Raw genomic sequence first — 22,445 nt, 5'->3', positions numbered from 1 at the left:
TGGCACGGACCACCGACAACCGGGCGGCCGTCAGTCCTCGATCCCCTCCCAACCGCGCCGGGGCGGGGCGCCGACGGGCTGCTTCGGGTCGCGGGAGCGGTAGACGATGTACGGGCGGAAGAGGTACTGCACGGGCGCGCTGAACATGTGCACCAGCCGGGTGAAGGGCAGCAGCGCGAACAGCAGCAGGCCGACCACCGCGTGCGCCTTGAACGCGACCGGCACGTCCGCCATCCGGTACACGTCCGGGCTCAGGGTGAACAGGCTGCGGACCCAGGGGGCGATGGTGGTCCGGTAGTCGTAGCCGGAGTCGATCGAGGAGTGCATCAGCTTGGCGACCAGGCCGAGCACGATCGCCGCGAGCAGCACCACGTACATCAGCTTGTCGTTGCGGGTGGTGGCGCGCAGCACGGCCGGGTTGCTGCGGCGGCGGTAGAGCAGGGCCAGGATCCCGGCGACGGCGAGCAGGCCGGCCGCGCAGCCGCCGAACAGCGAGAGCAGGTGGTAGGCGTGCTCGTCCAGGCCGACCGCGTCGGTCCAGGAGGCGGGCACGAACAGGCCCATCAGGTGGCCGACCAGGACGAACAGGATGCCGTAGTGGAACACCGGCGAGGCGATGTTCAGCAGCCGGGACTCGTAGAGCTCGGAGGAGCGGGTGGTCCAGCCGAACTTGTCGTAGCGGTACCGCCAGACGAGGCCGGAGACGAGCAGCGCGAGCGCGATGTACGGCAGCGCGCCCCAGAGGAAGGTGTCCATCGGCGGGTCTCCGGTCGGCTGGTCGAGTGGCGTGGTCAGGACGGTTCGGTCAGCACCGGCAGCAGCCCGAGGTGCCCGTACGGCGTGAGCGTGTCCAGGCCGACCTGTTCCCGGGGCGGCCCGCTGCGGGCGAGTGCCAGGGCGGCGGCCCGGTCCTTCGGCGAAGGCCCCGGCAGGGTGGCGCAGACGGCGGCGAGCACGTCCGCGTACGGCGTGCCGTGCTCGGTGAGGGCGAGCCGCAGCAGTTCCAGTGCGGGCCGGTGCTCGCGCAGCAGGGTGTCGTCGCCGGTGACGGCGGTGAACTCCAGTACGGCGGGCAGGAAGTCGGGCAGGTCCTCGCCGGTGAACTCCAGGGCGTGGGCCCGGTAGGCGGCCTTGAAGCGCAGCAGCGCCTCGCCCCGCCGTCGGGTGTCGCCGTCGGTCCACCAGCTCAGGTGGAGGCTGTGCCGCTGCCGGAAGTCGAACACCTCGACGTAGTGGCGGGCGAGTTCGCCGGGCGGGAGGTCGGCGGCCCGGTCGAGGAAGGACCGCAGCGGTACGGCGGCGGCGTGCCGGACCGGGCCGAGCAGCGCGGCCGGCTCCGCCGGCAGCGGTTCGGGCCGGTCGGGGTAGCAGAGGCATTCGGCGGCGACCCGGCGCACCAGCGCCAGCTCTTCGGTGGCCCCCGCTCCGCTCCCCCGCGCGCCGCCGGTCACCGGTCCGCCTCCGGCGGGTCCTGCCGGTCGCCGGTCTGGCGCCGGCGCAGCGCGTGGAAGCTCTCGACCGTGATCAGCGGCAGCGACCGGCGCCCCGAGCCCTCGCCGAACGGCCCGTCCGCCCCGGCGGCCCCGGTGACCCCGTCGGCGTTCGTCGCATCGGTGTGGTCGAGGCCGCAGCCGGTGGGCACGGCGGCCTCCTCCAGCCGTTCGGCGTCGGCGCGGGCGGCGGTCGGGATGACGTACCGGTCCTCGTACTTGGCGATCGCGAGCAGCCGGAAGAGGTCCTCGACCTGCCGGGCGTCGAGTCCGACCGCCTCGGCGGCAGCGCTGTCGGGGGTCCGGCCGAGGTTGACGGAGCGCATGTGGGAACGCATCGCGGCCAGCCGGTCGAGGGCGGCCCGCACCGGTACCGGGTCCCCGGCGGTGAAGAGTTGGGCGAGGTACTCGACCGGGATCCGCAGGGCGTCGATCGCGCCGAAGAGGTTGCCGGCGTCCTCGCCGTCGTGGCCGCTGGCGGCGACCTCCTCGACGACCGGGGAGAGCGGCGGGATGTACCAGACCATCGGCAGGGTGCGGTACTCGGGGTGGAGCGGCAGCGCGACCCGGTAGGTGCTGATGAGCGCGTGCACGGGCGAACGGCGGGCGGCCTCGATCCAGTCGTGCGGGACGCCGTCGCGTTCGGCGGCCCGCCGCACCTCGGGGTCGGCGGGGTCCAGGAAGACGCCCAACTGGGCTTCGTAGAGCTGGTGTTCGTCCTCGACGGAGGCGGCGGCGGTAACCCGGTCGGCGTCGTAGAGCACCACGCCGAGGTAGCGCAGCCGCCCGACGCAGGTCTCGGCGCAGACGGTGGGCAGACCGACCTCGGTGCGCGGGTAGCAGAAGGTGCACTTCTCGGCCTTGCCGGTGCGGTGGTTGAAGTAGATCTTCTTGTAGGGGCAGCCGGTGACGCACTGGCGCCAGCCCCGGCAGCCGTCCTGGTCGACCAGGACGATGCCGTCCTCCGCCCGCTTGTAGATCGCGCCGGACGGGCAGGCGGCGACGCAGGCGGGGTTGAGGCAGTGCTCACAGATCCGGGGCAGGTAGAACATGAAGCTCTGCTCGTACTCGAACCGGATCCGCTTCCCGACCTCCTCGCGCATCCGCTCCACATTGGGGTCGGCGGGTCCGTGCTCGGGGGCGCCGCCGAGGTCGTCGTCCCAGTTGGGGGACCATTCGACGGCCATCGGCCGGCCGGTGATCAGCGAGTGCGGCCGGGCGACGGGGTAGTCCTCGCCGAGCGGGGCGTCGGTGAGGGCGCGGTAGTCGTACGTCCAGGGCTCGTAGTAGTCCTGGAGGGTGGGCAGCACCGGGTTGGCGAAGATGGTGGCGAGCTTGTAGAGCCGGCCGCCCTGGCGGAGCTTCAGCCGCCCGTGGCGGTCCAGCCGCCAGCCGCCGCGCCACTTCTCCTGGTCCTCGTAGCGGCGCGGGTAGCCGAGCCCGGGGCGGGTCTCGACGTTGTTGAACCACACGTACTCGGTGCCCCGGCGGTTCGTCCAGGTCTGTTTGCAGGTGACGGAACAGGTGTGGCAGCCGATGCACTTGTCGAGGTTCATCACCATGGCGAGCTGGGCCATCACGCGCATCAGTACCGCACCTCCTGGCTCCGTCGGCGGACCACCGTCACCTCGTCGCGCTGGTTCCCGGTCGGGCCGAGGTAGTTGAACGCCCAGGAGAGCTGGGCGTAGCCGCCGATCAGGTGGGTGGGCTTGAGCAGCACCCTGGTCAGCGAGTTGTGGATGCCGCCGCGCCGGCCGCCGGTCTCGGCCCGGGGGACGTTGACGGTGCGCTCCTGGGCGTGGTGCATGTAGACCGTGCCGGGCGGCATCCGGTGCGAGACGACGGCGCGGGCGACGACGACGCCGTTGCGGTTGACGGCCTCGATCCAGTCGTTGTCGGCGACGCCGATGGCGGCGGCGTCCTCGACGGACATCCAGATCACCTGCCCGCCGCGGGAGAGCGCCAGCATGAACAGGTTGTCCTGGTACTCGGAGTGGATGGACCACTTGTTGTGCGGAGTGAGGTAACGGACCGTCACTTCCCGTCGTCCGTCCGCACCGAGGGCCGGTTCGCCGAAGAGCCGGCGCAGGTCGAGCGGCGGCCGGTAGACCGGCAGGGCCTCGCCGAGTTCGTGCATCCAGTCGTGGTCGACGAAGAAGTGCTGGCGGCCGCTGAGCGTGTGCCAGGGCTTGAGGTGCTCGGTGTTGACGGTGAAGGGGCTGTAGCGGCGCCCGCCGGACTCGCTGCCGGACCACTCCGGTGAGGTGATCACCGGGGCGGGGGCGGCCTGGGTGTCGGCGTAGGTGACCCGGCGGCCCTCGTGGTCGGCCGCGAGGTGTGCCAACTCCCGTCCGGTGCGCCGTTCCAGGTCCCGGAAGCCCTGGGTGGCGAGCCGCCCGTTGGTGGTGCCGGAGAGCGCGAGCACGGTGTCCGCGGCCTTGACGGCGGTGTCCAGCAGCGGACGGCCGTCGGCCGGGCCGCCGCGGGCGACCCCGTTGCGGGCCTTGAGCTGCTCGACCTCCTCGTCGGGCCGCAGCACCACGCCCTTGGCGGGCAGGCCGAGCCGCTCGACCAGCGGGCCGAGCGCGGCCATCTTCGCCGCCACCGCGGTGTAGTCGCGTTCGACGACCGTCAGGTTCGGCAGGGTGACGCCGGGGACGGGCTCGCAGCCGCCGTCGCGCCAGTCCGGGTCGGTGCCGCCGGGCTGCGCCGTCTCGCCGGGGGTGTCGTGCTGGAGCGGGGTGGCGACCAGGTCGTGCCGCACCCCGAGGTGCTCGGCGGCGAGTTCGGAGAACCGCCCGGCGATCGCGTGGAAGGCGTCGAAGTCGGTGCGGGCCTGCCAGGGCGGGTCGACGGCCGGGGCGAAGGAGTGCACGAAGGGGTGCATGTCGGTGGAGGACAGGTCGTGCTTCTCGTACCAGGTGGCGGCGGGCAGGACGACGTCGGACAGCAGGGTGGAGGAGGTCATCCGGAAGTCCAGCGAGAGCAGCAGGTCGAGCTTGCCCTCGGGCGCCTCCTGGTGCCAGCGGACGTCGCGCGGGCGCTGCTCCGGTCCGGCCTCGCGGGCGCGCAGCGAGGAGTGGGTGCCCAGCAGGTGCTTGCTGAAGTACTCGGCGCCCTTGGCGGAGGAGCCGAGCAGGTTGGCCCGCCAGAGGGTCATCACCCGGGGCCAGTTGGCGGGGTCGTCCGGGTCCTCGCAGGCGAACCCCAGCCGCCCGGAGCGCAGTTCGGCGGTGACGTGCTCGCCGGGGTCGCGGCCGAGGGCGCGGGCCTCGTCGGCCAGGTCGAGCGGGTTGCGGTCGAAGGTGGGGTAGGAGGGCATCCAGCCGACCCTGGCCGAGCGGGCCAGCAGGTCGACAGTGGCCAGGCCGCGGAAGCGGCCGGTGCCGAGCGGGGAGGCGAGCACGTCGGCCGGGTAGGTGTCGTAGCGCCACTGGTCGGTGTGCAGGAAGAACCAGCCGGTGCCGATCATCTGCCGGGGCGGCCGCGACCAGTCGGTGGCCCCGGCGAGGGTGGCCCAGCCGGTGAGCGGGCGGCACTTCTCCTGGCCGACGTAGTGCGCCCAGCCGCCGCCGTTGCGGCCCTGGCAGCCGGTCAGGGTGAGCAGGGCGAGGAAGGCCCGGTAGATGGTCTCGGAGTGGAACCAGTGGTTGGTCCCGGCGCCCATCAGGATCATGCAGCGGCCGCCGGACTCCTCGGCGGTGCGGGCGAACTCCCTGGCCACCCGGACCGCCTGGGCGGCCGGCACCGAGGTGAGCCGTTCCTGCCAGGCGGGGGTGCCGGGGGTGTCCGCGTCCTGGTAGGAGTCCGGCCAGCGGCCCGGCAGGCCGGGGCGGCCCACGCCGTACTGGGCCAGCAGCAGGTCGTGGACGGTGGTGACCAGCGCGCCGCCGTCGAGCCGCAGGGCCGGCACCCCGCGGCGGACGATCCCGCCGAGGCCCTGGCCGTGCTCGCCGCCGTCGGTGTCGAAGCGCGGCAGCAGCAGCTCGACCGGGGTGGCCGCCGCGTCCCCGTACAGGGTCAGCCGCGGGCGCACGTCCTGGAGGTCGAGGTTCCAGCGGCCCTCGCCGGAGGCGGTCCAGCGGAAGCCGAGCGAGCCGTTCGGCACGGCCGGGCGGCCGGTCGCCTCGTCGAGCACGGCGAGCTTCCAGTCGGCGCCCTCGCCCTCGTCGCCGAGGTCGCTCGCGCGCAGGAACTTGGCGGGGACGTAGCCGCCGTCCCGTTCGGTGAGGGTGACCAGGAACGGCAGGTCGGTGAAGCGGCGGACGTAGTCGTCGAAGAAGGGCGTCGTCCGGTCGACGAAGAACTCCCGCAGGATCACATGGCCCATCGCGAGGGCCAGCGCGCCGTCGGTGCCGGGGTGGGGGTGGATCCACTCGTCGGCGAACTTGGTGTTGTCGGCGTAGTCCGGGGAGACCGCCACCACCTTCTGGCCCCGGTAGCGGGCCTCGGCCATCCAGTGCGCGTCCGGCGTCCGGGTCACCGGCACGTTGGAGCCCCACATCATCAGATAGGCGGCGTCCCACCAGTCGCCCGACTCGGGGACGTCGGTCTGGTCGCCGAACACCTGCGGGGAGGCGACCGGCAGGTCCGCGTACCAGTCGTAGAAGGAGAGCATCGGCGCGCCGATCAGCGAGTGGAAGCGGGCGCCGGCCGCGTGCGAGACCATCGACATCGCCGGGATCGGCGAGAATCCGGCGATCCGGTCCGGCCCGTACCGCTTCACGGTGTGCACGTGCGCGGCGGCGACGATCTCCACCGCCTCGTCCCAACTCGTCCGCACCAGGCCGCCCTTGCCCCGGGCCCGCTGGTAGGAGCGGCGGCGCTCCGGATCGTCCTGGACGTCGGCCCAGGCGAGGACCGGGTCCCCCAGCCGGGCGAGCGCCTCCCGGTACAGCTCCAGCAGCACCCCGCGCACATAGGGGTAGCGGACCCGGGTGGGCGAGTAGGTGTACCAGGAGAAGGCGGCGCCGCGCGGGCAGCCGCGCGGCTCGTACTCGGGGCGGTCGGGGCCGACGGACGGGTAGTCGGTGGCCTGGGTCTCCCAGGTGATGATGTCGTCCTTGACGAAGACCTTCCAGCGGCAGGAGCCGGTGCAGTTGACGCCGTGGGTGGAGTACACGACCTTGTCGTGGCTCCAGCGGTCCCGGTAGAAGACGTCGGCCTCCCGCCCGCCGGTGAGCCGGACGCTGTGCAGGTCCGGCGCGGGCGTTCCCGGGCGGAAGAACCGGCCCGCCTTCAGGAACGCGGCCCCCGGCTCGCCCGGCGCCGGGCGGCCGGTCCTTCCGGTGCTTCCGGTACCGCTGGTACCGCTGGTACCGCCGCTGCCGCTCGTACCACTGGCACCGCTGCTCGGCTCCCGCACGTGGCACCCCTCCCGTTCCGGGCCGGCCTCGGTGCCGGCCGAAGCCCGGAGCAGCCCGTCGAAACCCGCGTGTGCCCATCGAAACCGCGCGGTCCCGGCGCCGCACCCGGGAGGCGTCCCCCCGGGTGACCGGACGCGCGCCGGCGGCCCGGTCCGGCGACCCGGCTGGCAGGACGGCGGCGCGGACGGTGCCATGGAGTCATGGACGACGGAACGGCGAGGAGTTCGGCGCACAGCGGGACGACGGGCACCGCCACGACCGGAAGCGGCGGGGCCGCGCACCACCGCCGGGGACCGGACCCGGCGGCGGTCCCCCCGGCGACCGGCGCGGCGGTGATGGCGAGCGGCATCGTCTCGATCGGCTTCCACCTCACCGGCTTCGACGCGCTGTCGGCCGCCGCCCTCTGGATCGCCGCGCTGCTCTGGCTGCTGCTCGCCGCCGCCTTCGCCGCGCTGCTCGTCGGCGACCGGCGCGGCTGGACCGCCCGGGCGCAGACCCCGCCCGCGCTCACCGCCGTCGCCGCGACCACCGTGCTGGGCGTCCGGCTCGACCAGCTCGGCCGGACCACGGTCGCGGAGGTGCTGCTCGCCCTGGCCGCCGCGGCCTGGCCGGTGCTGCTGACCTCGGTGCTGCGCCACCTCGGGCGCCGGCTGCCCGGCGGGGCCTTCCTGATCTGCGTCGCCACCCAGGGTCTGGCCGTACTGGCCGCCACCCTCGCCCCGCACACCGCCGACTGGCTCGCCCGGGCGGCCCTGGCACTGTTCGTCCTGGGGCTGCTGCTCTACCTGGACGCGCTGTTCCGCTTCGACCTCCGCCAGGTGACCGAGGGCGCCGGTGACCACTGGGTGGCCGGCGGCGCCCTGGCGATCTCGGCCCTGGCCGGGTCCAAGCTGCTCGCCTCCGGCGTCTGGAGCGGCGGCGCGCACACGGCGCTGCGGGTGGTCACCCTGGTCCTGCTGGGTCTCGCGCTGCTCTGGTACGCCGTGCTGGCCGTCGCCGAGCTGACGCACCCCCGCTTCCGCTACGACCTGCGCCGCTGGTCGACGGTCTTCCCGCTGGGCATGACCTCGGTGGCCTCGCTGTCGACCTCCGCCGCCGCCCGCGTGGGGTGGCTGGACACGCTCGGCCGGGCGCTGCTCTGGGTCGCGGCGGCGGTGTGGCTGGTGGTCGCGGTCGGCGCGCTGCGCGCACTGCGGCGCGGGCGGCCCGCCCCCGCGCCCGTCCGCGTCCCGGACGACTGACGCCCCGAGCGCACCCGCCGAGCGCCGCGGCCGCACCGACCGCCGCGGCCCGTGCCCGCCCAGCCGGCCGGCCCCGCTCGGACGTCCCGGCGCCGGACGACCGTCCCCGCTCAGACGTCCCGCCGCCGGACGACCGTCACCGCGAGCAGCACGGACCCCACCGCCCACCCCGCGTAGGCGAGCCACGAGCCCGCCACCGTCGCCGGGTGCGGCGGGAGCAGCACGTTCGTCAGGTCGACCCAGGACAGCCGCCGCCAGGCGGTGAGCGGCAGGGCGTGCACGATCGCCGCCGACCAGGCGTGGTTCTCGTTGAACGAGGCGGGCAGCAGGAAGAGCACCAGGACACCGGCGACCACGGTCGCCGCCGCGTGCCGGATCAGCACCCCCAGGCCGAAGCCGGCCAGCGCGCAGACCGGCGCCAGCAGCGCGGCGGCCGCGACGACGCGCAGCGCGCCCGGCTCGGTGATCGACACCCCCGCGTGGCGGCGGTCGAGCAGGGCCTGCGCCGCCCAGAAGGAGGCCCCCGCGGCGAGCGTGCCGAGGCCGAGCATCGCCGTCGCCAGCACCCCGGCCTTGGCCAGCAGGACCGCCCGGCGGTCCGGGACGGCGGAGAAGGTGGTGCGGATCATGCCGCTGCTGTACTCGGCGACGACCACCGCGGCGCCGACCCCGACCGCGAGGAGCATCAGGAGGTCCACCGCCGCCATGGTGAACGAGACGTTCAGCGCCTGGCCGACCCTCCCGGACCCGGGCGGCGGGCCGCCGGGCTCGGTGTTCAGGTAGGTGTGGCGCGCGGCGTTGAGGTTGACGGCGACGAGGACCAGCAGCCCGGTCCCCAACACCCAGGGCATCGAGCGCAGGGACCAGAACCTGATCCACTCGGCGGCGTACAGGTCCCGGAAGCGGGGCCGGGGGTCGGGCGCGACGGCGTCGACGGCGTCGACGGCGCGAAGGGCGGTGTTCGGAACGGTGGTGGTCATCGCGGTCCTCCGGCGGAGTGGTCGGCGTGGTCGGCGGTGAGGGCCATGAACGCCTCCTCCAGGGAGGCCGTACGGGCGGTCAGTTCGAGCAGCGGGACGCGGTGGTCGAGGGCGAGCGCGCCGATCCGGGCCGGGTCCAGGCCGGTCACCAGGAGCGTCCCGGCGTCGTCGCCCGGCCGCACCTCGCCACCGGCCGCGCGCAGGGCGTCCGCCAGCGGCCCGGGCCCGGCGGTCCGGACGGTGACGCCCGGCGCGGCCGCGCCCTTCCCGGCGCCGCGGGCGGCGAAGTCCGCGACGCTCTCGTCCGCGATCAGCCGGCCCCGGCCGATGACGACCAGGCGGTCCGCGGTGTGCTCCATCTCGCTCATCAGATGACTGGAGACGAAGACCGTCCGGCCCTCGGCGGCCAGCCTCCGGAAGAGTTCGCGCACCCAGCGCACGCCCTCGGGGTCCAGCCCGTTCAGCGGCTCGTCGAACAGCAGCACCGGCGGGTCCCCCAGCAGCGCGGCCGCGATGCCCAGCCGCTGCTTCATCCCGAGCGAGTACCCGCCGATCCGCCGCCCGGCCGCCCCGGCGAGCCCGACCTCCGCCAGCACCTCCTCCACCCGTGCGCCCGGCACCGCGTTGCTCCGGGCGAGCGCCCGCAGATGGGCCCGGCCGCTGCGGCCGCCGTGCACGTGGCCGGCGTCGAGCAGCGCGCCGACGTGCCGCAGGCCGCGCGTCAGCTCCCGGAACGGGCGCCCGCCCACGGTGGCGGTGCCGGCGGTCGGCGCGTCCAGGCCGAGGACCATGCGCAGGGTGGTGCTCTTGCCAGCGCCGTTCGGGCCGAGGAACCCGGTGACCAGACCCGGGCGGACGGTGAAGGTGAGCTCGTCGACGGCGGTGGTGCGGCCGTAACGCTTCGTCAGTCGGTGGACTTCGATCATGTGCTCCACACTGCCGCCGGGCCGCCCACCGGCACATCCGACCGGGGAGGACACCTGGGCGCCGCCCGGTGTCACCCCTGGTCGTAAAGCCCCGGTCCGATGCCGCGCCCCGCCCCCGCCTCGTACGATCACCACATGTCCGAGACGCTCGCGCCCCCGCCGACCCTCCCGCCCCGGCTCCGGCGGGTACCGCCCGGTGCGTGGACCGCGCTCGCGTGGTGCCTCTCACTGCTCTGGCCCGCCGCCGCGGACGGCGGCCGTCCGTCCCGAGGGACCGCCGTCGGGGCGACCGACCCGAACCACCTGCCGACCGTCCACCAGGACTGGCTGACGGCGGCGTTCACCACCCCGGTCGCCCTGCTCGCCGCCGCCCTGCTGCGCCGTCGGCCCCGCACGGCCGTCGCGCTGCTGCTCGCCGCCACCGCGGCGCAGACCAAGGCCTGGCGCTGGGAGCTCCAGCTGCCGCCCACCGCGCTGCTCGCGCTGGTCACCGCCCTCTGCCTGGTCACCGCCGCCGAACCGCGCCGGACCTCGCGCGCGGCCCTGGCCATGGTGCTGGGCGCGCTGACACTGCATCTGCTGCTCGCGCCCGCGCTCGGCGGGGGCCTGCTGCTCACCGGCACCCGGATCGGCGCCAATGACGCGGGCGTGCTGATCGCCGTCATCGCCTGGCTGGTGGGCCGTTCGGTCCACCAGTCCCGGGCGCACGCCGAGGCGTTGAGCGCCCGGGCGGCGGCGCAGGCGGTCACCGCCGAACGGCTGCGGATCGCCCGCGAGATGCACGACACCGTGGCGCACAGCATCGGCATCGTCGCCCTCCAGGCGGGCGCGGCCCGCCGGGTCCTCGATTCCCGGCCGGAGCGGGCCCGCGAGGCCCTCGCCGAGATCGAGACCGCCGGCCGGGAGACCCTGGCCGGGCTGCGCCGGATGCTCGGCGCGCTCCGCCGGGCCGACGACGCCGACGACCCCGACGGCCCTGGCAACCTCGGCGGCCCCGGCAACCCCGGTAGCGGCGGCTCGTCCGTCCCGGCCCAGGGCCCGCCCGGTCTGGCCGACCTCGACCGGCTGGCCGCCGCGACCACCGCCGCCGGGGTGCGGGTCGACCTCCGCTGGCAGGGCGAACGGCACCGGCTGCCGCCCGAGGTCGACCTGGCGGCCTTCCGGATCGTCCAGGAGTCGCTGGCCAATGTGGTCCGCCACGCCGGCACCCCCTCCTGCCGGGTCACCGTCGACCACCGGAGTCCCGCCGAACTCGCCCTCGACATCAGCGACCGGGGCCGGGGCCGGGGCACCGCCCCCGCCGGCTACGGGCTGGTGGGCCTCCGGGAGCGGGTCGCCCTGCTGCACGGCGACTTCACCGCCGCGCCCCGCCCCGACGGTGGCTTCCGGGTCACCGCCCGCCTGCCGCTGAAGGGGTCCGCCCGATGACACCCGCACCGCCCGCCGCCCCCGGCGTCCCCGCCGTCCCGTCCGTCCCCGCCGTCCCGTCCGTCCGCGTCCTCCTGGCCGACGACCAGCCCCTCGTCCGGGCCGCCCTGGAGATGGTCATCACCGAGGCCGAGGACCTGGAGGTGGTCGGCGAGGCCGGGAACGGCGCCGAGGCCGTCCGGCTCGCCGAGGAACTGCGCCCGGACGTCGTGGTGATGGACATCCGGATGCCCGTGCTCGACGGCATCGAGGCCACCCGCCGGGTCACCGCCGGTCCCTCCGCGGCCCGCGTCGTCGTCCTCACCACCTTCGACGAGGACGAGAACGTCTACGCCGCCCTGCACGCGGGCGCCTCCGGCTTCCTCGTCAAGGACATGGCCCTGGACGACATCCTCGACGCGATCCGGGTGGTCGCCGCCGGCGAGGCCCTGCTCTCGCCGAGCGTCACCCGCCGCCTCATCGCCGAGTTCACCGCCCGCCCGGTCCCGGCCCCGGCCGCCGTACCGGCGTCCGTGCCCGCACCGTCGCCCTCGCCCTCGTCCTCGCCCTCGCCCTCGCCCTCGGCGGCCGACCGCCTCGCCGCCATCACCGAGCGGGAACGCGAGATCCTCACCCTCGTCGGCCGGGGCCTCGCCAATCCCGAGATCGCCACCGAACTCGTCCTCAGCCCCGCCACAGTGAAGACCTACATCACCCGCCTGCTCACCAAGCTCGCCGCCCGCGACCGCGTCCAACTCGTGATCCTCGCCTACGAGTCCGGCCTGGTGCCGCTGACCGCCGGTCCCTCGCCGGACCGGCGGTGACAGCGGGTCGAATCCCCACGCCGGGGGCCGCGCAGGCTCCGTTCCCGTCCGCCCGTTCAAGCCCCTCCGTCCGCTCCGTCCGCTCCGTCCGGGCCGCCCGGCCCGTCCGAGCCGCCCGTTCCGGCAGGCCCGCGACGAGCAGCGCCGCCAGGCTCGCCGCCGCCCCGACCGCGGCCACCACCGGCCAGCCGCCGTGCGCCCAGGCGAACGATCCCCCCAGGGAGCCCAGCGCGATGCCCAGGAACCGGAGCGTGAACCAGCACGTGTTCAGGCGGCTGTGGAGCGACGGGTCGAGGGTGAACAGGGCGCCCTGACAGACGACCTGGTTGCCCCAGGTCCCGACATCGAGGACGACCACCCCGACCGTCAGCCAGAGGATCCCGCTCCCGCCCGGCAGCAGCACGGCCCAGGCCGCGGCGGTGACCGCGATCGAGGCGAGCACGGCGCGGCGGCGGCCGAAGCGCTCCGCCTGCCGCCCGGCGGCGGTGGAGGCGAGGGCCCCGGCCACGGCGACCAGGCCGAACAAGCCGACGACGGTGGGGCCGTAGTGGTAGCGCTGTTCGAGGAGGAACGTCAGGGCGGTCCAGAAGGCGCCGAAGGAGACGCCGACCAGAGCCCCGGAGACGGTGGTCCGACGCACCGCCGGGTGGGTCGCGAACAGCCGCGGCACCGAGGCCAGCAGCTCGCGGTAGGGCACCGCCCGGGCGGCCGGGACCGTGGGCAGGGCCCGCCGCAGGACCAGCGCCAGCAGCAGGGTCGACGCGCACGAGCACCCGAACACGGCGCGCCAGCCAGCCAGTTCGGCGAGCGCCCCGGCGTACGTCCGGGAGGCCAGCACCCCGACCAGCAGACCGGCCTGGACGGTGCCGACGGTCCGCGCGGGGCTGCGGTCGCCCGCCAGCGCGACGGCCAGCGGCGCCACCAGCTGCGGGACCGGCGAGAGCACACCCAGGACGAAGGCCGCGACCACCAGCAGTCCCGCCGTCGGCGCGAGTGCACAGGCGGCCAGGGCACCGGCCGAGGCCGCGCACAGGCCGAGGACCAGTCGGCGCCGGTCCCGACTGTCCCCGAGCGGCACGATGAGCGCGATGCCCGCGGCGTACCCGATCTGGGTGGCGGTGGGCACGGCGCCGAGCGTCGCGGGCGGGACGTGCAGTGCGGCGGCGGCGCTGCCGAGCAGCGGTTGGCCGAGGTAGATGTTGGCGGCGGTCAGGGCGCTGGTCGCGGCGAGCAGCGCGGTGACCCGTCGCGGCCCACGGACCTCACGGTCGTTCTCGATCACGGAAGAGACGCTACGGAGCGCCACCTGTGGCAGGCTTTCGTCGATCCGCCGTCCACTGTCGAGAGTGCGCCACATGCATGGCAAGAGCGAGAACCGCGACGACTACCAGCACGTGCCGCGCCCGCTGGCCGCGATGGCCCGCGACCTGCCCGACGGCCACCACATCCCCCCGCACCACCACCGCCGGGCCCAGCTGATCTACGGCACCAGCGGGGCGATCACCGTCGTCACCGACCGGGGGACGTGGGTGGTGCCGGCCACCCGGGGCGTCTGGGTCCCGGCCGGCGTCGTGCACGCGATGACCTGCACCGGGCCGGTCCAGATGCGGACCTTGTACCTCGAACCCGGCGCCGCCCCCGGCCTGCCCGTCGCCCCGACGGTCGTCGCGGTGCCGCCACTGCTGCGCGAACTCATCGACGCCGCCACCCGGATCCCGCTCGACTACCGGACCGACGGCCGCGACGGCCGCCTCGTCGACCTGCTGCTCCTCGAACTCGCGCCACAACCCGTCCCCGCCCTGCACCTCCCGATGCCGACCGATCCCGCCCTGGAGGGCCTGTGCGCGGCGGTCCGCGCCGCCCCGGGCGAGCGCTGGACCACCACGACGGCCGCCGCCCACGCCCATCTCAGCCCGCGCAGCCTCCAACGCCGGTTCCCCGCCGCCACCGGCATGACCCTGACCCACTGGATCCAGCAGGCCCGCCTGATCCACGCCGTCACCCTGCTCGCCGCCGACACCCCGGTCACCACCGTCGCCACCGCGCTCGGCTACGCCACCCCCAGCGCCTTCACCGCCATGTTCCACCGCACCCTGGGCGTCCCCCCGAGCAGCTGGTTCGCCGAGGCGCCCGAGAACGTCCCCCGGCGCTCCACCTGACCGCGCTCGGCGCGCCCCGGGACCGCACGCAGCCGAACCGGTACTAATGGCACATGCCCACCAGCCAGCAACTGCAAGACCTTCGCTCCGAGTTGACCCCCACCGGCGAAGAACCGCCCACCCTGGTGACGGAGTTCGTCACCGGACGCGGACGGCTCGGCACCCTGGCCGTCCTCGCCGCCCAGCAGCAACGGATCATCACCTCCGACCGCCGCAGCCTCCTCCTGCTCGCCACCCGCTGCGCGGACGGGCCCCTGGGCGCCTGGTTCGCCGGCCTCGCCGACGGCGAGAGCGCGGCCCTGCGCACCCTGCCCGCCCTCGCCACCGCCTGCGGCCCGACCGGCACCACCGACACTCCCCTCCCCGGCTGCCAGGCCTACCCCTCCTACCTCGCCTGGCTCGCCCTGAACGGCCACCCACCCGCCGTCGCAGCCGCCCTGGTGGCCAACTTCACGGCCTGGGGCGGCTATTGCGCCGCACTGGCCGGGGCGCTGCGCCGCTTCCACGGCTTCGACGAGGAGGCCTGCGCCTTCTTCGACTTCTTCGCCCAGCCCCCGACCGCCCTGGAGCAGGCAGCCACCGAGGCCATCGGCCCGGCAGGCCTCACCGACCCGGATCTTGACGCCGCCCGCGAGTACGGCCGCCTGCTCCAGGCCTATGAGGGGTCGTTCTGGAGCACCCTCGCCGATCTCCCCTGAGACGACCAGCCCTGCTGGTGCCGCAGCCCGATCACCCGTCGACCGCTTCCACGAATTCCGTCAGCTCGGCGGCGGTCGGCCGGTCCTCGGAATCCGCCAACAGAACATGCCGAAGGCGGGCCTGAAGGGCCGGCCAGGGCGTCGAGGTCGACATCGGGACCGCGCGTTCGGCGATGGCCGCTCGCATCGCCTCCACCGACGCACCCCTCCCGATTCCGACAGCTTCGTAGTCCAGCGGCCACCTCCCGGTGACGCAGGTCCACAGCGTGCCGGCGAGTGCGTGGACGTCGGCGCTCTGCGTTGTGCAGACGGGCTGCGGGCCGTCGATGATCCGGGCGGCCAGCTCGGGGGCGGTGAGGTGGATCATCGTGCCGTCGAACCGCCGCCACGGCGTGCTGCCGACCTGCCGCGACCAGGCGAAGTCCAGCAGCCGTACACCGTCCTCGGTGTGGATCCCGTGCTGGGGCTGGAGGTCCCCGTGCACCCACCCGGCCCCGTGCAGGTCGGCCACCGCGCGGCACAACCCGACCGCAGCGGCCAGGGCTTCGCCGCGCCCACCGGCACCCTTGCGCACCGGCCGGAACACGTCCCAGGTGGACGGCCCGGCCAGCCACGGGGTGACGTACCAGACGCCGTCGTCGACGCGACCGACCGTGACGGCGTACTCGGGGAGTTGCTCCAGGACAGCGGCTTCGCGGGCGGTGACCTCGGCGGCCTCGCCGGTGCCGAGCTTGATGCCCACCGCACCTTGCGGACCCCTGGCCTTCCACACCGCCGAGCCCCGCCGGTCGCTGATCCCCTCCAGCGCCAGCGGCCCGCAGAGCGCCTCCGCGGCTTTCAACGCCGCTGCGGCCTCGGGAGGGAACTCGCCCATGCTGCCACTGCCTTCCACTCACAAGGAACGCGCTCGAAGACGTGCGACGGACCGACTCGACCTCCACTGCACGGGCCCGCCTTTCGGAGCGGGCCTTCATGTCTCGGGCAGGGCTCGCCCGCCACCCGGAGGAGCGAACCCTCCGCGAGGCGTCCGGTCAGGCGAAGTCCTCCTCGGAGAGCGAGACTTGAGCTTCGCCCTCCGGCGTGTCCGGGCCACCTTCGCCTTCGAAGTCGGCTTCTACTGGCTCAGCCCGGTGTTTGAACATCACCGAGGCCGCAGCTGCGGCCAGGACTGCGGCTCCGGCCACAGCTCCGGCCACTGCGGGAGTGGGACTCTTCTTGGGGTTGGTCTCTGCCATGGTTCGCAGGGTAGCCCCGGGTGAAGTGATACGGCGGCAGCCCCTGAGATTCGCGCCGTCCGGCGGTTCGGACCGCACCACGGCCTGGTGCGGCAACGCCTGGCGAACGGCGCGCTTCAGCAGCACCGCGCGGTGGACAACCTCCGTGGAGCTTCCGAGCATCTCGACGCAGCGGTTCGCACTCGCCGCCTCCCGGCCTGCGCGCCCGGAGCGTTCAGCAATGAAGGAGCAACGCTGTCCGGGGGCGGACGGCGGCGAGGCCCGGCCCGGTGGGATCACCGGGCCGGGCCTCGACGTGCTGACCGGCGCGGTCAGGCCTGCCAGTGGGGCTTGCCGCTGACCATGCGGCAGGTGATCACGCGGCCGCCGGCCTCGTGGGTGGTCCTGCCGAGGTCGGCGTCGCGGCAGAACTGGCCGGCCTTGTAGCAGTTGCCCGCGTTGGACTTGATCTCGCAGTCACCGGCGGCGGCCGCGGGCTTGGTCTCGGCCGGCGTGGGGTCGGTGGGCGGCTGGGCGGTGGTCGCCTTGGGCTGGGGTGCGGCCTTGGTGGGGGTCGGCTGGGCGGCCTTGGTCGGGGCGGTGCTCGGCACGACCGGGGCGACCGGGGCGACCGGGGCGGGCTCGGCCGCCGGCTTGGTCGGCTCGGGCACGACGGCGGTCGGCGCGGGCGCCGGGGGCGGCGTCTGGACCGGTGCGGCCGCGGGGGTGGTGACGGCCGGGGCGGCCGGGGGCGGGGTGGTGACCGCGACCGGGGTGGTCGGGGCCGCCGGGGTGGTGACCGCGACGGTGGCGGTGTCGGCCGCCGTCGGGTCACAGCCCGTGAGGGCGAGACCGACCGTGAAGACGAGTCCGGCGACAGCGGCCAGGCCGCGACGACCGCCGCGCATCCGTGAAGGCATGGACGTGAACGCTCCGTTCCACTTGAAAGAGGATCGTGAGTCAACCAGACCGTTCACACCATCTGTCCATCGTTCAAGCACTTGTAAGCAGATCGAGATCCAGCCATCACGGAGAGTGTCCGGACTCGCCAGTACGATCACGCACCGCCCACTGCCGCTACTGCCGCTACTGCGTCACGGCGATATTGGTCAGTCCTGCCGTCGCACCGGTGACGGTGTTGGACGCGTACACCACGTTGGGCCGCCCCCCGCAGGCCGAGACCGAGGTGATCCGGATCGCGTAGGCGCCGGCGCCGCCGAGGTCCGAGGTGTTGCCGCGCCAGGTGTTCCCGCAGCCGTTCGGGAAGGACGGGGAGGTGACCGGATTGTGCGTCTCGTAACCGTTCGCGAAGGTGCCGGGCGCGGCGAAGGTGCCGCGGTTGCCCTCGATCAGGTAGCCGCTGCCCTTGACGTCCACCCAGGAATCGGCGGAGTTCTCCCCGCTGATGCCCCGCCCGTCGAAGGTGTTGCCCCGGATCGTGCCGCCCGAGGTGCCCTCCTTCACGTCGATGCCCTCGGCGGCGACGTACGGGCCGATCCGGTTGTTCTCGACCAGGACGCGGTCCGAACGGTCGGCGCCGCCGGTGTTGCCGTGGCAGCCCCAGTTGGAGTTCGCCGAGCCCAAGTAGACGCCCTCGCCGTATCCGGGCTGGGCCTGCCCGGTGTACTCGACGACCGAGTTGCGCAGCACCCCGTCGGCGGAGGAGCGGCGGAAGTGCACACCCTCGTCCTCGACATGGTGCACGTACAGCCCGTCGGCCACCACGTGCGGCGAACTGTCCAGCACGACGCCCTTCTTGGAGTCCTTCACGGTGAATCCGGTGAGGTTCCAGTAGGGCGCGCCGTACAGCCACAGGCCGTAGCCGGAGTCCCAGCCGGCGGTCGGGACGGGGCAGGAGGGGGCGGAGCCCGACGGGCCGTCGTTCACGAGGACGGCGGTGCGCGGCCCGGTGAGCGTCACCGGCTGGGCGGCCGTCCCGGCCCGCTGGGCGACGAACGAGCCGTGGTACTCGCCGGGTGCGAGCCTGATCGTCTGCCCGGGCGCGGCCGCCGCCAGCGCGGCCCGCAACTGGGCGGCGGTGGACACGTCCACGGTCTGCGCGACGGGCCGGACGGCCGCGGCTGCGGGGGCGGCGGCAGCGAGCAGCAGGGCCGCGGCGGTGGCGGCGGCCAGGACGGCGGGATTCGGGGACACGGGACCTCCGGGGCGACGGTGACGGAGTCGATCAAGTTAAGGTCCCTTACTTTCTTCCCCGGTCCGCCCGCCGCCACGCCTGCGCCCCAGCCGTCCGGCTGGTCGGCTGGCCGGGACGGCCGGGACGGACGGCCGACCCCACCCCGGCAGCACCTCAGTCCGTCGGCGACGAGCGGCGTTCGAAGACCTCGGGGCGGGCGAGGTCGAGCGCCGTGGCGACGGCCCCGAGCAGCACCGCCTCCTCACCGAGGCTGCTGGCGGCGAGGGTGGGCCGCATCGGCGTGAGGCGGTGCAGGGCCTGGCCGAGGGGTTCGAGCAGGAGGTCCGCGCTGCCGCCTATGCCGCCGCCCAGCACGATCAGGTCCGGGTCGAGGACGGCCGACACCACGGCGAGCGCGTAGGCGAGCTGCCCGGCCGCGCGATGCACGGCGGCGGCGGCGAGCGGGTCGCCGGCGCGGGCCTCGTCGAAGACCCGCTTGGCCGTCAACGGGCCCGTCATCCCGAGGTCCAGCGCCGTCCGGACGACCGCCTCCGCGGCGGCGACCTGCTCGACGGTGCCGCCCGGGGTGCCGTCGGGGTGCGGCGGGAGCGGGACCATGCCCACCTCGCCGAGCGCGCCGTGGGCGCCGAGCAGCGGCTCGCCGTCCCTGACCACACCGACGCCGAGGCCCGTCCCGGCCACCAGGTAGACGAACATGCGGCTGCCGCTCCCCCGCCCGGCGCCGAGGGTGTACTCGCCGAGCGCGGCCAGGTTGGCGTCGTTGCCGACGGTGATCGTGGTCTCCAGCCCGGCCGCGATCCGGTCGAACAGCCCGGGTCTGCCCCAGCCCGGCAGGCTGGTGGCGTACCGGACGCCGCGCCGCTCCTCGTCCCAGACGCCCGGGGTGCCGATCACGGCGTGCACGATGTCGGCCGCCGCGACCCCGGCCTCGGCGGTGGTCTCCCGGGCCGCGGCCACCACGGCGTCGGCCACCGCGTTCGCCGTCCGCCCCTTGTTCGGGATGTCGCGGCGGGCCACGATGTCCCCGGCGAGGTCCGCGACGGCGACCCGCAGCCGGGCCCGGCCGATGTCGACGCCGAGCACGTGCCCGGCGAGCGGGTCGGGCTCGTACAGCACGGCGGTCCGCCCGCGCTCGGGGACGAAGCGCCCGGCCTCGCGGGCCAGCCCGGCCTGTTCCAGGGCCGCCAGCGCGGCGGAGACGGTGGGCTTGGACAGCCCGGTGTCACGGGCGAGTTGGGCGCGCGAGGACGGGCCGCCGAGGCGCAGCCGTTCGAGCAGCAGCCACTCGTTGTTGCTGCGCAGCCGCTGCCGGTTCCACGGCTGCGCCGGCGTGGGGCCCGGCGGAACGGTGGTCGGCAGGTCGCGGCTCATCAAGTCCTCCGGTCCGGTTGCTTCTCCCGGGCACGACACGCCCTGGGCACCAGCCAGTATGACCCGTTGTCACACCGCCCACCGGCGGGGTTCCCGCCCGGGACCGGCACCGCCGGGACGCGGCGATCGGGAGGACGGGACGCCCCGGGAGGGACGGAAGGGGGGAGGAAGCGCGGCGGGAGCGGTCGGTCGTCACACTCCTCTTGCCACTAATAACCTATACCGCAAGGGGGGCCTTGCCGCAAGGCCCCCGTCCTGCCGCACAATCAACGGTCTGTGCCCGGAACGAACCCCCCTTGGAGTTTTGCTCAGTGCATCAGCCCCAGTCGGTACAACGGATCGGAACCGCTGCCATGACCACCCCCGCCACCAGCGTGTTCGACCTTCCCGACCGTCTCTCCGCCAAGGCGGACCCGGCCCTGGTCGGCCCGGACGAGCGGCACTTCGCGGCCGTCGCGGAGAGCCTCGAGCGGACGATCGCCGAGGCCTCCGACGGCCTCGACGCCGCCCTCCGCGCTCCCGGCGGCGCCGGCCGGGCCTCGATGGACCGGGACCTGGAGGTCCACCGGCTGACCGGCCGGCTGCGCGCCCTGCGCCGCTTCGGGCTGGACCTGTGCCTGGGGCGGATCGTCCCGGCGGACGGCGCCGAGCCGGTGTACATCGGGCGCCTCGGCCTGACCGACCCCGAGGGCCGCCGGCTGCTGATCGACTGGCGCTCGCCCGCCGCCGAACCGTTCTTCGCCGCGACCCACGCCGGCCCGATGGGCCTGGCCAGCCGCCGCCGCTACCGCTGGACCAGGGGTCGGATCACCGACTACTGGGACGAGGTGTTCGCCGCCGAGGGCCTCGACGGGCACGCCGCGCTGGACGACCAGTCGGCGTTCATCGCCACGCTGGGCAGCAGCCGTTCGTCGAAGATGCGGGACGTGCTGGCCACCATCCAGGCCGACCAGGACGCCATCGTCCGGGCCGGCTCGCGCGGCGCGCTGGTCGTCGACGGCGGTCCCGGCACGGGCAAGACCGTGGTCGCCCTGCACCGCTCCGCCTACCTGCTCTACTCCGACCCGCGCCTCGGGCACCGCCGCGGCGGCCTGCTGTTCGTCGGCCCGCACCAGCCCTACCTGGACTACGTCGCCGATGTGCTGCCCAGCCTCGGCGAGGAGGGGGTGCGGACCTGCACCGTGCGGGACCTGGTCGCCGAGGGCGCGGGCGCGGCGGCCGAGCCCGACCCGGAGGTGGCCCGGCTGAAGTCCTCGGCGGGCATGGTGCGGGCGGTGGACCAGGCCGTGCGGATCTACGAGGAGCCGCCCACCGAGGGCATGACGGTCACGACCGACTGGGAGGACGTCCGGCTGGACCCCGACGACTGGGCCGAGGCCTTCTCGGCCGCCGACCCGGGCACCCCGCACAACGAGGCGCGCGAGGAGGTGTGGGCGGAGCTCGCGGAGATCCTGCTGACCAAGCTGAAGGGCGGCGAGGACATCCCGGTCGAGCTGTTCCAGCGCTCGCTGCGACGGGACCGGGAGCTGGTCGCGACCCTGAACCGGGCCTGGCCGCTGCTGGAGGCCGCCGACGTGGTCGGCGACCTGTGGACGGTGCCCGCCTACCTGCGGCTGTGCGCCCCCTGGCTCGCCCCCGAGGAGGTCCGCCTGCTGCAGCGCGCCGAGCCGCAGGCGTGGACGGTGTCGGACCTGCCGATCCTGGACGCGGCCCGGCAGCGGCTCGGCGACCCGGCGGACGCCCGCCGCAAGCGCCGGGAGCAGGTCGCCCTGGCCGCCGAGCGCGACCGGATGGCCGATGTCATCACCTCGATCCTCGACTCGGACCACGACGGCGAGGGGGCCGTCGCCATGCTGCGCGGCCAGGACCTCAAGGACACCCTGGTCGACGGCAGCTCGCTGCCCGCCGTCGACCCGGACCGGCTGGCCGGGCCGTTCGCGCACATCGTGGTCGACGAGGCGCAGGAACTGACCGACGCCGAGTGGCAGATGCTGCTGTCGCGCTGCCCGTCCCGGAGCTTCACCATCGTCGGCGACCGGGCCCAGGCCCGGGAGGGCTTCACCGAGTCCTGGCAGGAGCGGCTGGCCCGGATCGGTATCGACCGCGCCCAGGTGGCCTCGCTGAGCGTCAACTACCGCACGCCGGAGGAGGTCATGGCGGAGGCCGAGCCGGTGATCCGGGCCGCCCTGCCGGACGCCAACGTCCCCACCTCGGTGCGCCGCAGCGGGGTGCCGGTCACCCACGGCCCGCTCACCGATCTGGACGGCATGCTGGCCGACTGGCTGGCGGCGCACGCCGAGGGCACGGCCTGCGTCATCGGCGACGCGGCCTTCGCGGCGGAGTTCGGCGCGACCTGCCGCGAGGAGTTCCGGGCGAGCGGCCGGATCCGGGCGCTCACGCCGCGGCTGGCGAAGGGGCTGGAGTTCGACCTGGTCGTGCTGGTCGACCCGGCGGGCTTCGGCGAGGGCGTCGGCGGCGCCGTGGACCGCTATGTCGCGATGACCCGGGCGACCCGGCAGCTGGTCGTGCTCACCGGGGCCTGACCGGTGCGCGTCCCCGGCGGCGTCCCATGACCATCGCCGCCGGGGACCGGGGCCGCCCCGGCCGGGCCCGG

Annotated in this window: 18 protein-coding genes; 6 read left to right on the top strand and 12 right to left on the bottom strand. The window is 74.7% G+C overall.

Going from position 1 to position 22,445, the window contains the following annotated elements; translation table 11 throughout:
• Positions 1-30: 30 nt before the first annotated feature.
• Genes narI through ACW14Y_RS37105 form a run of 4 tightly spaced genes read right to left on the bottom strand, consistent with a single transcriptional unit; the run spans position 31 to position 6,732 of the window.
• Entirely contained in the window at positions 31-756 is a 726-nt protein-coding gene (gene narI, locus ACW14Y_RS37120; protein ID WP_380304605.1) for a respiratory nitrate reductase subunit gamma, read from the bottom strand.
• A gap of 35 nt (positions 757-791) precedes the next feature.
• Positions 792-1,451 carry a nitrate reductase molybdenum cofactor assembly chaperone gene (narJ, locus tag ACW14Y_RS37115; RefSeq protein ID WP_456984960.1) on the bottom strand — a complete coding sequence of 220 codons (660 nt, stop codon included), beginning with the start codon at positions 1,449-1,451 and terminating at the stop codon, positions 792-794.
• Positions 1,448-3,076 (bottom strand): nitrate reductase subunit beta, encoded by a 1,629-nt coding sequence (gene narH, locus ACW14Y_RS37110; protein WP_380442412.1) that lies wholly within the window; start codon positions 3,074-3,076, stop codon positions 1,448-1,450. Before narH ends, narJ begins: the two co-directional genes overlap by 4 nt.
• Positions 3,076-6,732, bottom strand: coding sequence for a nitrate reductase subunit alpha (locus ACW14Y_RS37105; protein WP_456988357.1), 3,657 nt, complete (start codon positions 6,730-6,732; stop codon positions 3,076-3,078). The genes narH and ACW14Y_RS37105 overlap by 1 nt, the downstream gene beginning before the upstream one ends.
• 324 nt (positions 6,733-7,056) lie before the next feature.
• On the opposite strand from ACW14Y_RS37105, the gene ACW14Y_RS37100 reads away from it, so the two are divergent.
• The gene (locus tag ACW14Y_RS37100; RefSeq protein WP_456984959.1) at positions 7,057-8,097 is read left to right on the top strand and encodes a tellurite resistance/C4-dicarboxylate transporter family protein; all 1,041 of its coding nucleotides are present in this window, start codon (positions 7,057-7,059) and stop codon (positions 8,095-8,097) included.
• 110 nt (positions 8,098-8,207) lie between these two features.
• Here the strand turns inward: ACW14Y_RS37100 and ACW14Y_RS37095 are convergent, their stop codons facing one another.
• Positions 8,208-9,077: an ABC transporter permease gene (locus ACW14Y_RS37095; protein ID WP_456984958.1), complete on the bottom strand. Its 870-nt coding sequence runs from the start codon at positions 9,075-9,077 to the stop codon at positions 8,208-8,210.
• Complete coding sequence (locus ACW14Y_RS37090; protein ID WP_456984957.1) at positions 9,074-10,003, bottom strand: ABC transporter ATP-binding protein; 930 nt, start codon at positions 10,001-10,003, stop codon at positions 9,074-9,076. The genes ACW14Y_RS37095 and ACW14Y_RS37090 overlap by 4 nt, the downstream gene beginning before the upstream one ends.
• 135 nt (positions 10,004-10,138) lie before the next feature.
• On the opposite strand from ACW14Y_RS37090, the gene ACW14Y_RS37085 reads away from it, so the two are divergent.
• Positions 10,139-11,431 carry a sensor histidine kinase gene (locus ACW14Y_RS37085; protein WP_456984956.1) on the top strand — a complete coding sequence of 431 codons (1,293 nt, stop codon included), beginning with the start codon at positions 10,139-10,141 and terminating at the stop codon, positions 11,429-11,431.
• On the top strand, positions 11,428-12,234 hold the full coding sequence (locus ACW14Y_RS37080) for a response regulator (protein ID WP_456984955.1): 807 nt from the start codon (positions 11,428-11,430) through the stop codon (positions 12,232-12,234). The genes ACW14Y_RS37085 and ACW14Y_RS37080 overlap by 4 nt, the downstream gene beginning before the upstream one ends.
• On the opposite strand, the gene ACW14Y_RS37075 is transcribed toward ACW14Y_RS37080, so the two are convergent.
• Positions 12,134-13,516, bottom strand: a complete 1,383-nt coding sequence (locus ACW14Y_RS37075; protein WP_456984954.1) for an MFS transporter — start codon at positions 13,514-13,516, stop codon at positions 12,134-12,136. The genes ACW14Y_RS37080 and ACW14Y_RS37075 overlap by 101 nt on opposite strands.
• A 73-nt stretch (positions 13,517-13,589) precedes the next feature.
• On the opposite strand from ACW14Y_RS37075, the gene ACW14Y_RS37070 reads away from it, so the two are divergent.
• Both ACW14Y_RS37070 and ACW14Y_RS37065 read left to right on the top strand, forming a co-directional pair.
• Complete coding sequence (locus ACW14Y_RS37070; RefSeq protein ID WP_456984953.1) at positions 13,590-14,393, top strand: AraC family transcriptional regulator; 804 nt, start codon at positions 13,590-13,592, stop codon at positions 14,391-14,393.
• Between the two features lie 53 nt (positions 14,394-14,446).
• Positions 14,447-15,091: a transcriptional regulator gene (locus ACW14Y_RS37065; protein ID WP_456984952.1), complete on the top strand. Its 645-nt coding sequence runs from the start codon at positions 14,447-14,449 to the stop codon at positions 15,089-15,091.
• 31 nt (positions 15,092-15,122) lie between these two features.
• Here the strand turns inward: ACW14Y_RS37065 and ACW14Y_RS37060 are convergent, their stop codons facing one another.
• The 5 genes from ACW14Y_RS37060 to ACW14Y_RS37040 form a co-directional block, all read right to left on the bottom strand.
• Positions 15,123-15,965, bottom strand: a complete 843-nt coding sequence (locus ACW14Y_RS37060) for a protein kinase domain-containing protein (RefSeq protein ID WP_456984951.1) — start codon at positions 15,963-15,965, stop codon at positions 15,123-15,125.
• Between the two features lie 157 nt (positions 15,966-16,122).
• Positions 16,123-16,326 (bottom strand): hypothetical protein, encoded by a 204-nt coding sequence (locus tag ACW14Y_RS37055; RefSeq protein WP_380304581.1) that lies wholly within the window; start codon positions 16,324-16,326, stop codon positions 16,123-16,125.
• A gap of 311 nt (positions 16,327-16,637) precedes the next feature.
• Positions 16,638-17,225 (bottom strand): hypothetical protein, encoded by a 588-nt coding sequence (locus ACW14Y_RS37050; protein ID WP_456984950.1) that lies wholly within the window; start codon positions 17,223-17,225, stop codon positions 16,638-16,640.
• A 166-nt stretch (positions 17,226-17,391) separates the two neighbouring features.
• Positions 17,392-18,459: a right-handed parallel beta-helix repeat-containing protein gene (locus tag ACW14Y_RS37045; protein WP_456984949.1), complete on the bottom strand. Its 1,068-nt coding sequence runs from the start codon at positions 18,457-18,459 to the stop codon at positions 17,392-17,394.
• Between the two features lie 154 nt (positions 18,460-18,613).
• On the bottom strand, positions 18,614-19,831 hold the full coding sequence (locus ACW14Y_RS37040) for an ROK family transcriptional regulator (protein ID WP_380394729.1): 1,218 nt from the start codon (positions 19,829-19,831) through the stop codon (positions 18,614-18,616).
• A 353-nt stretch (positions 19,832-20,184) separates the two neighbouring features.
• Between ACW14Y_RS37040 and helR the strand changes: the two genes are divergently transcribed.
• Complete coding sequence (gene helR / locus ACW14Y_RS37035) at positions 20,185-22,374, top strand: RNA polymerase recycling motor ATPase HelR (protein WP_456984948.1); 2,190 nt, start codon at positions 20,185-20,187, stop codon at positions 22,372-22,374.
• The last annotated feature ends 71 nt before the right edge of the window (positions 22,375-22,445 follow it).

This window comes from Kitasatospora sp. cg17-2 (genome assembly GCF_054031055.1).
The sequence above is the reverse complement of the archived record's forward strand: the minus strand, read 5'-3'. Positions and strand labels throughout refer to the sequence as shown.

Excerpts from the sequence above, each read along its gene's own strand:
- ACW14Y_RS37070 (WP_456984953.1), top strand. The coding sequence starts at position 13,590 with ATGCATGGCAAGAGCGAGAACCGCGACGACTACCAGCACGTGCCGCGC.
- ACW14Y_RS37065 (WP_456984952.1), top strand. The coding sequence starts at position 14,447 with ATGCCCACCAGCCAGCAACTGCAAGACCTTCGCTCCGAGTTGACCCCC.
- ACW14Y_RS37050 (WP_456984950.1), bottom strand. The coding sequence starts at position 17,225 with ATGCCTTCACGGATGCGCGGCGGTCGTCGCGGCCTGGCCGCTGTCGCC.
- ACW14Y_RS37040 (WP_380394729.1), bottom strand. The coding sequence starts at position 19,831 with ATGAGCCGCGACCTGCCGACCACCGTTCCGCCGGGCCCCACGCCGGCG.
- ACW14Y_RS37085 (WP_456984956.1), top strand. The coding sequence starts at position 10,139 with ATGTCCGAGACGCTCGCGCCCCCGCCGACCCTCCCGCCCCGGCTCCGG.
- ACW14Y_RS37060 (WP_456984951.1), bottom strand. The coding sequence starts at position 15,965 with ATGGGCGAGTTCCCTCCCGAGGCCGCAGCGGCGTTGAAAGCCGCGGAG.
- narI (WP_380304605.1), bottom strand. The coding sequence starts at position 756 with ATGGACACCTTCCTCTGGGGCGCGCTGCCGTACATCGCGCTCGCGCTG.
- ACW14Y_RS37095 (WP_456984958.1), bottom strand. The coding sequence starts at position 9,077 with ATGACCACCACCGTTCCGAACACCGCCCTTCGCGCCGTCGACGCCGTC.
- ACW14Y_RS37055 (WP_380304581.1), bottom strand. The coding sequence starts at position 16,326 with ATGGCAGAGACCAACCCCAAGAAGAGTCCCACTCCCGCAGTGGCCGGA.
- helR (WP_456984948.1), top strand. The coding sequence starts at position 20,185 with ATGACCACCCCCGCCACCAGCGTGTTCGACCTTCCCGACCGTCTCTCC.
- narH (WP_380442412.1), bottom strand. The coding sequence starts at position 3,076 with ATGCGCGTGATGGCCCAGCTCGCCATGGTGATGAACCTCGACAAGTGC.
- ACW14Y_RS37090 (WP_456984957.1), bottom strand. The coding sequence starts at position 10,003 with ATGATCGAAGTCCACCGACTGACGAAGCGTTACGGCCGCACCACCGCC.
- ACW14Y_RS37080 (WP_456984955.1), top strand. The coding sequence starts at position 11,428 with ATGACACCCGCACCGCCCGCCGCCCCCGGCGTCCCCGCCGTCCCGTCC.
- ACW14Y_RS37100 (WP_456984959.1), top strand. The coding sequence starts at position 7,057 with ATGGACGACGGAACGGCGAGGAGTTCGGCGCACAGCGGGACGACGGGC.